The organism is Lacinutrix himadriensis (assembly GCF_001418105.1).
GTDB classification, from domain to species: Bacteria; Bacteroidota; Bacteroidia; order Flavobacteriales; family Flavobacteriaceae; genus Oceanihabitans; species Oceanihabitans himadriense.
Genome location: NZ_LIQI01000018.1, coordinates 1 through 15,309, shown reverse-complemented (window position 1 = coordinate 15,309; position 15,309 = coordinate 1). Strand labels below are relative to the sequence as shown.

The following is a 15,309-nucleotide window of genomic DNA, read 5'->3' as shown; positions in this document are numbered from 1 at the left end:
TATAAAAACAAGCATGTAGTTTCGATTTATATTAGGTAGAAGCTCTCCTCTTAAGTTTAAGAGGAGAATGAATTTAGATTTTTTTCTAATCTGAAGAAAGAGGAGTTTGTTATTACGTTCATCAGTCAATCTAATATTCCATTATTACATAAAAACAAGCCTATAATTCCAATTTCTCTGTGCGACTTTGTCTCTTTGTGAATCTCCGTGGAATTACTTTTTGTATAAAAGACTATAAACATTAAATTTTCAACTTCATATAGTTAAGATTAAAAGTGCTTCGCCTTTTTTGTCAAACCTTCCGACTTCTACTAAAGTAGCATCCACCTTCCTTCAGCTGAAGGAAGGAACAAGAAGTAATTCCAATTTATATTAGGTAGAAGCTCTCCTCTTAAGTTTAAGAGGAGAATGAATTTAGATTTTTTTCTAATCTGAAGAAAGAGGAGTTTGTTATTACGTTCATCAGTCAATCCAATATTCCATAATTACATAAAAACAAGCCTATAGTTCCAATTTCTCTGTGAGACTTTGTCTCTTTGTGAATCTCCGTGGAATTACTTTTTGTATAAAAGACTATAAACATTAAATTTTCAACTTCAAATGCAACTTCATTTTCAGTAGCAAAACATTTGGCAATCAAAAATTTAATTGTATTTTTGCACTCCTTTTGGCGAATAATGGAAAGACAAAAGGAATAAAACAAAAACAATTTTAACACTTCTGTGTGTTATCGCATAACAACTTCCTAAAGCATAGCAGAATACAAACTGCAATTTTATTGCGTTTCCGCGAAGGCGGAAAACTCATGAATGAATTGCATAATTAATTAAATGGCTGATAAAGCAAAAAAAGTAGAAGCAGAAGTTGCAGATGCAACAGAAGCAGCAGTAGTAAAAGAAACTCCTCAAGTTTCTGAAGCACAAGCAAACCCAGAAAAATTCTTAGCAGATTTCAATTGGCACAATTACCAAGAAGGTATTGATGAGGTTGAAGATTCTCAATTAAAAGAATTTGAAAAATTAGTATCCGAAAATTTCGTAGATACTTTAGATGACGAAGTAGTAGAAGGTGAAGTAATTCACATTTCAGATCGTGATGCAATTATTGACATCAACGCAAAATCTGAAGGTGTAATTTCATTAAACGAATTTCGTTACAATCCAGGTTTAAAAGTTGGAGATAAAGTAGAAGTATTAATTGATGTTCGTGAAGACGCAACTGGTCAATTAGTATTATCTCACAGAAAAGCTCGTGTAATTAAAGCTTGGGATAGAGTAAATGATGCACATGACACTGGTGAAATAGTAAACGGTTTTGTAAAATGCAGAACTAAAGGTGGAATGATTGTAGATGTATTTGGTATTGAAGCATTCTTACCAGGTTCTCAAATTGATGTTAAGCCAATTAGAGATTACGATCAGTATGTAAACAAAACTATGGAATTCAAAGTGGTGAAAATCAACCATGAATTCAAAAACGTAGTAGTATCTCATAAAGCTTTAATTGAAGCAGATATTGAAGTACAGAAGAAAGAAATTATTGGTCAACTAGAAAAAGGTCAAGTACTTGAAGGTATTGTTAAAAACATTACTTCTTACGGTGTATTTATTGATCTTGGTGGTGTTGATGGATTAGTTCATATTACAGATCTTTCTTGGTCAAGAATCAACCATCCAAATGAGATTGTTGAATTAGACCAAAAATTAAATGTTGTAATCCTTGATTTTGATGAAAACAAATCAAGAATCCAATTAGGTCTTAAACAATTATCTAAACATCCTTGGGATGCATTAGGTGAAGAAGTAAAAGTAGGTGACAAAGTAAAAGGTAAAGTTGTAGTTATAGCTGACTATGGTGCTTTTGTTGAGGTAGCTGAAGGTGTTGAAGGATTAGTTCACGTAAGTGAAATGTCTTGGTCTACACATTTACGTTCTGCGCAAGATTTCGTTTCTGTAGGAGATGTAGTTGAAGCACAGATCTTAACTTTAGATAGAGAAGATAGAAAAATGTCTCTTGGTATTAAGCAATTGGCTCCAGACCCATGGACAGACATTACAACTAAATATCCTGTAGGTTCTAAACATTCAGGAACAGTTCGTAACTTTACAAACTTTGGTGTTTTTGTTGAATTAGAAGAAGGTATTGATGGATTAATTTACATCTCAGATTTATCTTGGACTAAGAAAATCAAACATCCATCTGAGTTCTGTGCAGTTGGAGACAGTTTAGATGTAGTTGTACTTGAGTTAGATGTTGAAGGACGTAAATTATCTTTAGGTCATAAACAAACAACAGATAACCCTTGGGATAAATACGAAACTGAATTTGCTTTAGGTACTACACATACTGCAGAAATTGCAGAAGTTGTAGACAAAGGAGCTACTATTGAATTTAACGAAGATATCGTTGCCTTTGTTCCTTCTCGTCACCTTGAAAAAGAAGATGGTAAGAAACTTACAAAAGGAGATTCAGCAGAATTCAAGATTATCGAATTTAATAAAGAATTTAAAAGAGTAGTTGCTTCGCATACTGCTATCTTTAGAGAAGAAGAAATCAAGAATGTAAAAGAAGCTGTTAAAAAAGCGGCAAGTCAAGCAGCAGAAGCTAAACCTACTTTAGGAGATGCTAATGAAGCTTTACAAGCACTTAAAGATAAATTAGACGGAAAAGCATAGTCTTTCTAGAAATTTTATATAATTAAAGCCTCTCCTTTTGGAGAGGCTTTTTTTTTATACCTTTATACATATACCTAAATGTATTATGAAACATAAATTACTCCTTTTTTTCGCATTGCTTTTCTCCTTTATAATGCATGCCCAAACGGTTGCTTATGATGCCACCTTTATTAATTTTGATAATACAGATTGTATAGACTTGTTTATACTTAATGCTAAAGTAAAAGGGCATCAAATAGATGTCAACGTGGCTTACTATCCATCCTTGTTAGATGCTCAAAATAATACCAATCCATTAACTCGCTTTTACACCTATGCTTCTAATAACGAAACCGTATTTGCAAGAGTAACCAGTACTTTAAACGGTACATATGCAACCTCACAAATTACCATTGCATTAAATGCTTTTACTTGTTGTCCGCCACCTCCAAATGGGCAATATCAATTCGATTTTTGCGATGTAGATAATGACGGAGTAGAAACAGCGTATTTAAATAATTTATACCAAACAGAAGGGAGGATTTATAATGCCATGCTTTGTGGTTTATCCGATAATGACTTAACAGTCACCTATCACTTATCCTACCAAGATGCTGTAGATGATTTAAATCCTATTAATGCGGTTTTTACATTTAGTGCAGATACATTCATATATAGTAAAGTGAAAAATACGGTAAATTCTGAAGTTAATATTTTCGATTATATTTTAAATATTACTACTTGTACTCCTGCAGATGATGATGGCGACGGCATTGATGATGCAAGAGAAGATGCCAATAGAAATGCTAATTATTTAGATGATGATACTGATAGCGATGGTCTAAAAAATTATGAAGATAATGATGATGATGGGGATGGTATTTTAACCATAAACGAAGATTATAATAATAACGGAAACCCATTAGATGATGATACCAACGCCAATGGAATTGCTGATTATTTAGATGCTGATGTTACCTTATCTAATGTTTCATTTAAAAATTTAGAAATTAAAATATTTCCAAATCCAGTACATAATATATTAAATATAGAATTAGAAAGTGTAGAAGATGCTTCGGTTCTTGTTTTCGATTTAAACGGAAGAGTAGTTATAAACACTAGATATGCTGCCAATACTAATGCTGTTAATGTTTCCAAATTACGTGCAGGCGTATATTTTATAAGAATAAACGCTAATGGTTTACAAACTACTAGAAAGATTATCAAAAAATAAACGCTAATAATTTAGTTGAAAAGCTTCTTAGAAATAAGAGGCTTTTTTATTACATATAATTAGTCTTTCAACTTCTAAAATTTTGCATTATCTTTGTTTACCAAATACGTTTGGATATTCTATGGGTCAAAAAGTGTTACTTAACGCAAAAGAGGTAAACATCATTCTTCATCGACTGGCTTGTCAACTTATTGAAAATCATAAAGATTTTACGGATACTGTTTTAATAGGAATTCAACCTAGAGGTAAGTACTTAGCTAATCGGTTAATTACTTTGCTAAAGGAAGATTATAAAATTAAAAACCTACAATCTGGTCAGTTAGATATTACTTTTTATCGAGATGATTTTAGAAGAAGCGACAAACCTCTAGAAGCAAATGCTACAGAAATGGATTGTGCTATTGAAGATAAAAAAATAGTTTTTATTGATGATGTTTTATACACAGGACGAAGTATTCGCTCTGCATTAACAGCAATTCAATCTTTTGGTAGACCAAGAGAAATTGAACTACTTACCTTAATAGATAGAAGATTTAGCAGACATTTACCAATTCAACCAGATTATAGGGGAAGACAAGTAGATGCTATAAATGAAGAAAAAGTTAAAGTAAATTGGGTAGAAAACGAAGGGGAAGATGCCGTTTATTTAGTGAATAATTAATATTGTTATAAAGTGTAATAATGTTATATGGAGCGCATTTGAAGTGTTTCAAAAAAAATATTTTAAATAATTAAGCAGGTTATATACTGCAAACTGAATACTAAAAAACATGAGCGAGTTAAGTGTAAATCACTTATTAGGAATTAAATATCTTAACAAAAAAGATATCGAACTCATTTTTAAAACTGCAGATCATTTTAAAGAAGTGATTAACAGACCAATTAAAAAAGTGCCTTCACTTCGTGATATTACTATTGCCAATTTATTTTTCGAAAATTCTACACGAACAAAATTATCTTTTGAGCTCGCAGAAAAAAGACTCTCTGCAGATGTCATTAACTTTTCAGCAGCACAATCTTCTGTTAAAAAAGGAGAAACTTTAATAGATACCGTAAACAATATACTTTCTATGAAAGTAGATATGGTAGTGATGCGTCATCCAAATCCTGGAGCAGGTGTGTTTTTATCAAAACACGTAAATGCAAGTATTATAAACGCAGGAGATGGAGCACATGAACATCCAACACAAGCACTATTAGATAGTTATTCTATACGTGAGAAACTAGGAGAGGTAAAAGGTAAAAACGTAGTTATTGTTGGTGATATTTTACACAGTCGTGTTGCATTATCTAACATCTTTGCACTGCAATTGCAAGGAGCAAATGTGATGGTTTGCGGACCAAAAACATTAATACCAAAGTATATAGACAAACTTGGTGTTAAAGTGGAAACCGACTTACGTAAAGCATTAAATTGGTGTGACGTAGCAAATATGTTACGCGTACAGAATGAAAGAATGGATGTTAGCTATTTTCCTACAACTAGAGAATATGCACAGCAATACGGAGTAGATAAAACCTTACTAGATTCCTTAGATAAAGAAATAACCATCATGCATCCTGGACCTATAAATAGAGGAGTAGAAATCACTAGTGATGTAGCAGATTCTAAACAAGCAATTATTTTAGATCAAGTACAAAATGGGGTAGCAATTAGGATGGCAGTAATATATTTATTAGCTTCTAAAATAAAACAATAAATTATGATTTTTGATAAAGAAGAAAATATCACCATTATTACGCAAGAAAAAGCATCCGTAATTGAGTTAGTAAAAAAACTAGATGTATTGTATGAAAGGTTTAAAAACGATAATGTAATTATTAATTTAACAAGCTTAAAACCAGTTACAGTAGAAAATATTGTAGAGTTTTTGCAAGTATCAAAAAAACATAGAGGTGCTAAGAAATCTTTTGTTATTGTTTCAGATAAAATCAATATTGCTGAAACTCCCGATGAAATAATTGTTGTGCCAACATTACAAGAAGCACATGATATTATTGAGATGGAAGAAATGGAACGCGACTTAGGTTTTTAAATGTTTATTTGTGGATTATATTTTATGCAATCCGAGACAACAGATTTACAAAAAACAAATTAACATTCATTAATGAAACTACGCATTTTAGGCTGTTATAGTGCAACTCCAAGGGTTAATACCAATCCAACAGCTCAAGTATTAGAAATAAATAACCACATGTTTTTAATCGATTGTGGTGAAGGTACTCAAGTGCAATTGCGTAAGCATAAAGTGAAGTTTAATAGAATTAAACACATCTTTATTTCGCATTTACACGGCGATCATTTTTTTGGTTTGGTTGGTCTTATTTCTACATTTAGATTACTTACTCGCGAAACAGAATTGCACATTCATGCACCAAAAGGACTGAAGGAAATTATTACACTTCAAATGAAAGTTGCAAAGTCTTGGACTAATTATCCATTGATCTTTCATGAATTGAATGCAACAACTTCTGAAATTATTTTTGAAGATGATACGGTAGAAGTACATACCATTCCACTAGACCACAGAATATATACCAATGGTTTTCTATTTAAAGAAAAGGAAGGAGAACGAAAGTTAGATATTTCTAAAGTAGAAGAAGCTAACATTAACGTAGCGTATTACAGAAAGTTAAAACAAGGACATGATGTTGAAAATGAAGATGGTATTTTAATTGATAATAAGAAAGTCACCAAACCAGCAAATAAAGCTAAAAGCTATGCATTTTGTAGCGATACAGCATATTCTGAAGCAATAATACCAATTATTAAAGAGGTAGATGTACTTTATCATGAATCTACTTTTTTAGAAAAAAATGAAAGTCTTGCTGCTCCTACAAAGCATAGTACTGCAAAACAAGCCGCAACAATAGCATATAAAGCCAATGTAGGTACATTGATTCTAGGACATTATTCTACAAGGTATAATGGTTTAAAAGAATTTAAAACCGAAGCAGATACTATTTTTAAAAATGTAAAATTGGCTGAAGATGGAAAACTTTTTGAGTTTTAATACGCTTTCTTAAATTCATCTAAATCTAATATCCAAGAAATTGCTTCTTCAATAGAATCGGATCGTTTTAGACTCTTTTTAGAGAATAGTTTTTCTAAAGTAGCATTATTAAAGCTTAATTCTGAATAATAAACAGATACACTTGCAACAACAAAGTCATAGTTTTCAAAAAAATTAGACCAATGATTTGGTTCAAAAGAATAGGAATTTGTTTTGTTAGAAATATAACCAATCCTGCAATCTTCTCCGTAGTGGTCTAGAACCATATCAATAATTTTAGAAATTTTATTCCAGGACAAGTGAATTCCCTCATTCATTTCGGCAATTATAAAATTATCTAATAAGAAGAACTCTCCAAAACCAAGTGTCTTTTTTGTAAATATATGTTGTTTGCTAATCGCAGAATCTTCAAATCTCATTATAGTAGTTTAGGTCTTGTAAAAGTATTCATTTTAACCCAAAATACAAAGTATACTCAAGCTCTCTCTATGTAAATTTTAAACTGAAGCATCCATTTTTCTACTTGTTTTTTAAACATTCCTGGGAATAATTTAAATAAAGTATTGACCATAAATCCATTAAGCTTTATATATTCTATTTCTGAAACATAACGAGTAGTTTCATTATTTAAAGCAATAAAAGTAACATGCATGGTATTGGTAGTATGTTTATGTTCATATAACCCTTGAAAAGCTTCTGGAAGGTCATTTATTTGAATAGTCTCTATTAATTCTAACTTCTTATAAAGTAATTTAGATTTTGTGCCAACCTGATGCATCTTTCCGCTTAAAATCTCTTTACTAATAAATCCATCCTGAAAATATTGTTGCTTGGTGGGATCTAAAAAGACAGACACTACTTTATCTCTTGATACATTAATATCTATAGTACAGGTAAATTTCATGAATTCATTTTTTATAAAGTTACAAAAAGCATTTAGACATTATCTAAAAACTTGTAAATTGCAGGTATGGAAAAAGACTTAGGAAATTACAGAAAATCTTACGAAAAAGGAGCGCTTTTATTAAAAGATACTCCCGAAAATCCTTTAGAATTATTTCAAAAATGGTTTCATGAAGTAGATCTACATTTCCCGGAAGACGAAACCAATGCAATGACTTTATCTACCATAGGTATGGATTCTTTTCCAAGGAGTAGAGTAGTGTTGCTTAAAAAGTATACGTATGAAGGTTTTATTTTTTACAGCAATTATAATAGTGAAAAAGGAAAAGCAATAGCTAACAACCCAAATGTTTGTATTTCTTTTTTTTGGCAAGCTGCAGAACGACAAGTTATAATTAAAGGTAAAGTAGAAAAAATAGCAGCAAATTTAAGCGATGGTTATTTTGAATCTAGACCTAGAGGAAGTCAATTGGGCGCATTAGTTTCTAACCAAAGTGAAATACTAGAAAACAGAGAAGCTTTAGAGCTTAAATTAAAAGCATTAGAAGCTGATTTTGAAGGAAAGGAAATAGAACGCCCAGAGTTTTGGGGAGGCTATATTGTAAAGCCTGTTGAAATGGAATTTTGGCAAGGAAGAGCAAATAGACTACATGATAGAATACGTTATACGCTTGATAAAGAATGGTTTTGGGTTAAAAATCGATTATCTCCTTAAAAAATCGACTAAAAGCTTTTTTGTTGTAGGTTAATTCCTTCTTAATCGATTATCTACACTATAAATTCGATGAAATACACGTCGTTTATCGATTTTAACATTTCGTTAACATTTTTTTTGGACTTGAATTGTATATTTATACTCCCAAATCTAAAGAACCTTAACCATGAAAAAACCTACTTTATGGCTTATGGCATTAATAGTACTGTTTACCACGTTTTCGTGTTCAACAGAAAATAATGATCATGAAGCAAAAAACGTTAACAGTGAATATGTAGTACCTGAGACTAAAGTTATTGAAACTGAAATTCTAGAACTTTTAAATGAATATAGAATTAATGAAGGTTTAAATACATTAGCACCTTTAGATTTGATAAAATCTCAAGCATTTGAGCATTCCGATTATATGGCAGAAGTTAGTAATATTTCTCATGATAATTTTTCGCAAAGAAGTGCATTTTTAAAACAATATGCTGGAGCCAATAGAGTTTCAGAAAATGTAGCTTATGGCTATAGTAGTCCAGCTTCAGTAGTTAATGCATGGATTAATAGTGAAAGTCATCGAGGAGCTATAGTTGGAGATTATACGCATTTTGATATTTCAGCAGAACAAGATGAAAATGGATATTGGTATTTTACGAATATATTTGTAAAGAAATAAATTAAGAATTTTATAATAAAAAAACCACTCTTTAGGAGTGGTTTTTTTTTTGTTCTATGTGAGCCTCTTTTTTAGTTTAAAGGTTAATATAATTTCTTAATAATGCTTGAAGCCTCTAGATTTTATAGATGAAAGACCACACTAAATAGAGTAGTTACCTTAGATTACTTGATATGTAGTGTGGTGTTTTATTTATAGAATACGAGTAGATTGTTTATTCGCATAAACGGTTATTGGTACTTATTTTTTTAGTGTAATGGCGTTTTAATAATACTTTAAAAGATTAAGTTTCTTATAAATTAAAAGCCACTCTATATAGAGTGGCTTTTTAAGTATACGATGTTGTTAGGAAAGCTTTACAATAAATTATAAAGTAACATCTTATACTATATTAATATTCGTTAGTAATAATGAATTTAGATCTACGGTTTTCTTGGTGTTCTTCTTCAGAACAAATTTTTCTATGTGCATTATCACATCTATTTACTAATTGTGATTCACCAAAACCAATGGCACTGTCAATTCTGTCGGAAGTTATACCTCTAGAAATAATATAATCTCTAGTAGACTTAGCTCGTTTATCCGATAGTTTCATATTATACTCATCTTTACCACGACTGTCTGTATGTGATTCGACTTTGATATGCATTTTTGGATGATTCTTCATTACGGTAACAATGTTTTCTAATTCATAAGCAGCATCTGGTCTAATGTTAGATTTATCGTAATCGAAGAAAATAGGATTAATTACAATTTCGTTATTTACAATAAATGGAGTCAATAGTAAATCTTGCACTTGTTCTTCTTCAGGAACATCTGTAGTTTCTACTTCTTGTATATCGTCTCTATAATCTAGTTTACTACCAATAACGGTGTATTTCTTTTCACATTCTACTTCAAATTCATATTCTCCATTTTCATCAGATATTATTTCTTCAAGTTCTTTTCCTGTTTCGTCTAGAAGTTTCACTTTTGCTTCTGGAATAGGTAATAGTGTAGTTTTATCTCTTACAACCCCTTTAATTACTTGTTTACATTGGTAAGAACCAAATTGGTAAATATCATCACTACCACTTCCTTCTTCTCGGTTAGAAGATAGAAAACCTCTATCCTTATCGGAGTCTATAAAGAATGCAAAATCATCAAATCTACTATTAAAAGGAGCACCTAAATTTTGTGGATCTGTAATTGAATCTTTATCTGTAACTTTAATCATATTAGATTTAAAAATATCTAATAAACCTAAACTTATGTGTCCGTCTGATGAAAAGTAAAAAGTACTGTCTTTGGCAACATAAGGAAACATCTCTCTACCTGGTGTATTAATTTTCGCTCCTAAGTTTTCTGGTGTACCGTAAGCTCCAGAACCTTTTATCTCTACACTATAAATATCTGTACTACCTAAACCACCTTCTCGATCGGATACAAAATATAATGTTTTGTTATCTGCGCTTAACGCAGGATGACCAGTAGAGTAGACCTTGTCATTAAAAGGAAGTTCTACAATATTACCCCATTTCTCTCCAGATTTGGTTGCTTTATATATTTTTAAATAAGAGGTCCCTTCATCATCATAAGAAATCTTTTTACGATGATTAATATTATCTCTTGTAAAATACATGGTTTTGCCATCATTTGTAATAGCAACTGTAGCTTCATGAAATTCTGAATTTACATCTTCAGAAAGCGCTTTAATGTCTTCAATAGTTACTTCTTCTTCACCATATTCAATGGTTCCTGAAAAAATATCTAAATATGGTTCTTCGTTCCATTTGTAAATTTTACCACTACCACCTTCTCCTGTAACTTTAGTAGAAGCATAGTAAAAGCTACCGTCATGAACATATCCTCCAAATTCGGAGAACTCTGTATTTATTCCTAGTGCAGAAAATTTTACATATTTTCCTTCGGTAGAGGAGAGTTCTTTGTATTTGGCAAGATCCATGATTTCAAAATCTTCGGCTCTTTTATCGCTAGTTTGTAGTTCTTTAAATTTAGTGATCCAAGTGTTTGCGTTTTCATATTCTCCTAAACTTCTTAGAGATTGGATGTACTTGTAAATAAATTCCGGATTTATTTTTTCGTATTTATTTACCGCTTTTCCATACCACATAGCAGCTTTTTCAGAATTAGAATTGTTGTAATAACAATCTCCTAGTCGTGTTAACACATGCTCGCTACTATCTCCTTTTTTTACAGCAGATTCATATAACTCACTTGCTTTGATATACGCATAGTCTCTAAAATAATTGTCTGCAACTTTTACCTGTGCAAATAGCATGGTATTGCAAAGAACTAATAATATTAATATAACTTTTGTTTTCATCTGTATCTTATTTTCTTATTAACTTTCAGAAGCAATTAACATATAATAAAATTACACGTTTTTATCTGAACACCTATTTTAGAAATATCTAGGGGATTTAATACGTTTCACTTTAAATACTTCGAACATTAATAAAACTTCATGTGTTCCTCCTGTATATTGGTTGATATCGGATAAAGGATACTCGTAGGTATAACCAATTCTGATTTCTTTAGAGATTTGAAAATCTGCAATTGCACCAAATGCGGAAGTGTAATTATTAATTCTGTAAGATGCACCTAACCAAAGTTTTTCATGAAACAAAAAGTTTGCAGTAAGATCATAAGAAAGAGGAGCACCGTTAGTAGCTTTTATTAAAGCAGCTGGTTTGAATTTTGTATTCTCACTTAATGTGAATACATAACCACCTGTAAAATAATAACTGATTCTTTCTATGCTTCATATTGTACGCCACTAGAATTTCCTTCTTTGTTATAATCTGTGTTTAGAATTCTAGGAGCAGATAATCCCATATACCATTTTTGTGTATGCCAAAAGAATCCTACACCAATATTTGGACTCCATCTATTTTCCACACCATAAATGGAAGGATCTTCAGGTTCATTACCTCTTAACGTAGCACTAAGGCTGTATTGTGTAAATCCAGCTTTTAGTCCGAATGCTAATTTTGTTTTTTCACCTGTATTTATGGTGTATGAAAAATCACCATATATATAAGAGAAATCTTGATACCCTAGTTTATCATTAATTAAAGATAAACCAACACCAATTTTTTCGTTGGTAAGGGGTGTATGTGCAGAAAGTGTTTGGGTTATTGGACCTCCTTTAAAGCCAACCCATTGACTTCTATGAAGACCAACTACACTTAGTGTTTCTCTACTTCCTGCATAGGCAGGATTGATGGATATTGTATTATACATGTATTGTGTAAACTGTGGTAATTGTTGCGTAAATCCAACAGTACAGCTTAATAACGCAAATGCAACAATATATTTTTTTATAAGTTTCATATAGGTTAATATTTTTATTTGGTTCCTACGTAGATATATCCATTTATAGGATCAATTCCACTTTCTTTTAAAGTTACTATGTAATAATATGTACCATCAGGAACGGTATTAGCGCCACCAACAGAATTGTTGTGTGCAGTACCAGCCCAATTATTTTGATAATCATGAGATTCATAAATTAATGCTCCCCAACGGTTAAATATTTTTACATCTATTACATAATTACAAAGTTCAACACCACTAACTTCAAAGAATTCATTGTATTGATCTCCGTTAGGAGTTACTGCGTTAGAAATTTCAACATCATCTTCACCACAGTTCAATACGAAACATCTGTTATGAACTTCAATAGAAGCTTCAACGTAAGTTGGACAAGCAGAATCATTTTCCGTATAGCTAAATTCAATATCTACACCAACATTTTCACCAGTTAGCGTAATGCTTAATGGATCGAAATAATGACCATCAATAATTGTAGCATCACCAGAAATAACTTCCCATGTACCACTATCATCATAGTAACCATTTAATAGGTCGAATAAATCGTAAACTTGAGCTTCAAGTTCATCTGTATTACATAGCGTTATATCACTAGCACTAACAGAATTGTTTTGTAATGTTAACATCGCATAAACTTCTGTTTCATTACCACAATCATCTGTAATTATATATTGAACATCTAGCATTCCACCTAAACCAGGAGCAGAAGATAAATCAGCAAAGTTATAATCTGAAGTTATTTGACCAGTAAAGTCTAAATCACAACCATCGGTAACACAAGCTTCAAGAGCTGCAATGTTTTCTGCATTCCATTGGTCTGCAATTGCTTCATTGTTTTCTCCATCACAATCTAATGTTTGATCGGTTACACAATTAGTTGCATCTGGAGCTGTATTATCTACTATAGTAAGTGTAGCAGTAAGTGTTGTAGCATTATCACAATCGTCTTTTACAACATAAGTAACTTCTATAGAACCAGTAAGACCACAAGCAGCTACAAGATTAGTAAAATCATAATCAGAAGTTACATCAAATACTGCATCTGTATCACAGCTATCTGTACCACAAGATTGAAGTGCTAAGATATTAGCTGCATTCCAATTATCTGCTAAAGTTTCGTTATTCGTTCCATCACATTCAATCGTTTCATTTTCTACCGTACAAGATGTTAAATCCGGACCAATAGAATCTTCTAGAGTAAGTGTTGCAGTAAGTATTGTTTCATTTCCACAATCGTCTGCTACCGTATACGTAACTAGTATTGTACCACCAGCTCCACAAGTAGAAGTAAGGTTCGTAAATACATAATCTGAAGTTACATCAAATACCGCATCTGTATCACAGCTATCTGTACCACAAGATTGAAGTGCTAATATGTTTGCTGCATTCCAATCGTTAGCGATTGTTTCATTATCTGTACCGTTACATTCTATAGTTTCATCACAACGGTACAAGACGTTAAGTCCGGACCAATAGAATCTTCTAGAGTAAGTGTTGCAGTAAGTATGTTTCATTCCACAATCGTCTGCTACCGTATAGTAACTTATGTACCACCAGCTCCACAAGTGAAGAAGGTTCGTAAATACATAATCGAAGTTACATCAAATACTGCATCTGTATCACAGCTATCTGCCACAAGATTGAATGCTAAATTTAGGCATTCCAATCGTTAGCGATTGTTTCATTATCTGTACCATTACATTCTATAGTTTCATCTACAACTGACAAGATGTTAAGTCCGGACCGATAGAATCGTTAAGCGTAAGAACAGCAACAAGTATGGTTTCATTATCACAATCATCAGCAACTGTATAGGTAACAGTAATTGTACCACCAGCGCCACAAGTAGCAGCAAGGTTGGTGAATACATAATCTGAAGTTACATCAAAAACAGCATCTGTATCACAGCTATCTGTACCACAAGATTGAAGTGCTAATATGTTTGCTGCATTCCAATCGTTAGCAATTGTTTCATTATCTGTACCGTTACATTCTATAGTTTCATCAACAACTGAACAAGACGTTAAGTCTGGACCAATAGAATCTTCTAGAGTAAGTGTTGCAGTAAGAATCGTTTCGTTATCACAATCATCGGATACGATATAAGTAACTAAGATTGTACCACCAGCGCCACAAGTGGAAGCAAGGTTAGTAAATGTATAATCTGAAGTTACATCAAAAACAGCATCTGTATCACAGCTATCTGTACCACAAGATTGCAGCGCTAATATGTTAGCGGCATTCCAATCGTTAGCGATTGTTTCATTATCTGTACCATTACATTCTATAGTTTCATCAACAACTGAACAAGCTGTTAAGTCAGGACCAATAGAATCTTCTAGAGTAAGTGTTGCAGTAAGTAATGTTTCATTACCACAATCGTCTGCTACAGTATACGTAACTAGGATTGTACCACCAGCTCCACAAGTAGAAGTAAGGTTCGTAAATACATAATCAGAAGTTACATCAAATACTGCATCTGTATCACAGCTATCTGTACCACAAGATTGAAGTGCTAATATGTTTGCTGCATTCCAATCGTTAGCGATTGTTTCATTATCTGTACCGTTACATTCTATAGTTTCATCAACAACTGTACAAGACGTTAAGTCCGGACCAATAGAATCTTCTAGAGTAAGTGTTGCAGTAAGTAATGTTTCATTACCACAATCGTCTGCTACCGTATACGTAACTAGGATTGTACCACCAGCTCCACAAGTAGAAGTAAGGTTCGTAAATACATAATCTGAAGTTACATCAAATACCGCATCTGTATCACAGCTATCTGTACC

15 protein-coding genes and 1 pseudogene are annotated in these 15,309 nt (G+C 32.0%); 8 read left to right on the top strand and 8 right to left on the bottom strand.

The window, feature by feature from the left end; translation table 11 throughout:
• The first annotated feature begins 830 nt into the window (after positions 1-830).
• The 6 genes from rpsA to AMD28_RS05345 all read left to right on the top strand — a co-directional run bounded on the left by rpsA (position 831) and on the right by AMD28_RS05345 (position 6,902).
• Positions 831-2,675, top strand: coding sequence for a 30S ribosomal protein S1 (gene rpsA, locus AMD28_RS05370; RefSeq protein ID WP_055443131.1), 1,845 nt, complete (start codon positions 831-833; stop codon positions 2,673-2,675).
• 85 nt (positions 2,676-2,760) lie between these two features.
• Positions 2,761-3,888, top strand: coding sequence for a T9SS type A sorting domain-containing protein (locus AMD28_RS05365; RefSeq protein WP_083478244.1), 1,128 nt, complete (start codon positions 2,761-2,763; stop codon positions 3,886-3,888).
• 121 nt (positions 3,889-4,009) lie between these two features.
• On the top strand, positions 4,010-4,549 hold the full coding sequence (gene pyrR, locus AMD28_RS05360; RefSeq protein WP_055443129.1) for a bifunctional pyr operon transcriptional regulator/uracil phosphoribosyltransferase PyrR: 540 nt from the start codon (positions 4,010-4,012) through the stop codon (positions 4,547-4,549).
• A gap of 109 nt (positions 4,550-4,658) precedes the next feature.
• Complete coding sequence (locus AMD28_RS05355) at positions 4,659-5,588, top strand: aspartate carbamoyltransferase catalytic subunit (protein ID WP_055443128.1); 930 nt, start codon at positions 4,659-4,661, stop codon at positions 5,586-5,588.
• A gap of 3 nt (positions 5,589-5,591) precedes the next feature.
• Positions 5,592-5,924 carry a hypothetical protein gene (locus AMD28_RS05350; protein WP_055443127.1) on the top strand — a complete coding sequence of 111 codons (333 nt, stop codon included), beginning with the start codon at positions 5,592-5,594 and terminating at the stop codon, positions 5,922-5,924.
• A 72-nt stretch (positions 5,925-5,996) separates the two neighbouring features.
• Positions 5,997-6,902 (top strand): ribonuclease Z, encoded by a 906-nt coding sequence (locus AMD28_RS05345; protein WP_055443126.1) that lies wholly within the window; start codon positions 5,997-5,999, stop codon positions 6,900-6,902.
• Here AMD28_RS05345 and AMD28_RS05340 read toward each other — a convergent pair.
• Both AMD28_RS05340 and AMD28_RS05335 read right to left on the bottom strand, forming a co-directional pair.
• Complete coding sequence (locus AMD28_RS05340; protein WP_055443125.1) at positions 6,899-7,321, bottom strand: hypothetical protein; 423 nt, start codon at positions 7,319-7,321, stop codon at positions 6,899-6,901. The genes AMD28_RS05345 and AMD28_RS05340 overlap by 4 nt on opposite strands.
• Before the next feature lie 56 nt (positions 7,322-7,377).
• The gene (locus AMD28_RS05335; RefSeq protein ID WP_055443124.1) at positions 7,378-7,806 is read right to left on the bottom strand and encodes an SRPBCC family protein; all 429 of its coding nucleotides are present in this window, start codon (positions 7,804-7,806) and stop codon (positions 7,378-7,380) included.
• Positions 7,807-7,872: 66 nt separating this feature from the next.
• On the opposite strand from AMD28_RS05335, the gene pdxH reads away from it, so the two are divergent.
• Together pdxH and AMD28_RS05325 are read left to right on the top strand one after the other, a co-directional pair.
• Positions 7,873-8,520, top strand: coding sequence for a pyridoxamine 5'-phosphate oxidase (gene pdxH, locus AMD28_RS05330; RefSeq protein WP_055443123.1), 648 nt, complete (start codon positions 7,873-7,875; stop codon positions 8,518-8,520).
• A gap of 166 nt (positions 8,521-8,686) precedes the next feature.
• The gene (locus AMD28_RS05325; protein ID WP_055443122.1) at positions 8,687-9,181 is read left to right on the top strand and encodes a CAP domain-containing protein; all 495 of its coding nucleotides are present in this window, start codon (positions 8,687-8,689) and stop codon (positions 9,179-9,181) included.
• 391 nt (positions 9,182-9,572) lie between these two features.
• Here the strand turns inward: AMD28_RS05325 and AMD28_RS05320 are convergent, their stop codons facing one another.
• From AMD28_RS05320 to AMD28_RS18595, 6 genes and pseudogenes are all read right to left on the bottom strand, one after another.
• The gene (locus AMD28_RS05320; RefSeq protein ID WP_055443121.1) at positions 9,573-11,507 is read right to left on the bottom strand and encodes an OmpA family protein; all 1,935 of its coding nucleotides are present in this window, start codon (positions 11,505-11,507) and stop codon (positions 9,573-9,575) included.
• A gap of 78 nt (positions 11,508-11,585) precedes the next feature.
• Positions 11,586-11,933: a PorP/SprF family type IX secretion system membrane protein gene (locus AMD28_RS19070; RefSeq protein ID WP_338035227.1), complete on the bottom strand. Its 348-nt coding sequence runs from the start codon at positions 11,931-11,933 to the stop codon at positions 11,586-11,588.
• Positions 11,934-11,938: 5 nt separating this feature from the next.
• Positions 11,939-12,517, bottom strand: coding sequence for a PorP/SprF family type IX secretion system membrane protein (locus AMD28_RS19065; RefSeq protein ID WP_338035224.1), 579 nt, complete (start codon positions 12,515-12,517; stop codon positions 11,939-11,941).
• A gap of 14 nt (positions 12,518-12,531) precedes the next feature.
• Positions 12,532-14,031 (bottom strand): T9SS type B sorting domain-containing protein, encoded by a 1,500-nt coding sequence (locus AMD28_RS05310; RefSeq protein WP_152975552.1) that lies wholly within the window; start codon positions 14,029-14,031, stop codon positions 12,532-12,534.
• Positions 14,032-14,060: 29 nt separating this feature from the next.
• Positions 14,061-14,183, bottom strand: a complete 123-nt coding sequence (locus AMD28_RS19000) for a hypothetical protein (protein ID WP_275077395.1) — start codon at positions 14,181-14,183, stop codon at positions 14,061-14,063.
• A 49-nt stretch (positions 14,184-14,232) separates the two neighbouring features.
• A pseudogene (locus AMD28_RS18595) lies at positions 14,233-15,309 on the bottom strand (gliding motility-associated C-terminal domain-containing protein); the annotation flags it as partial.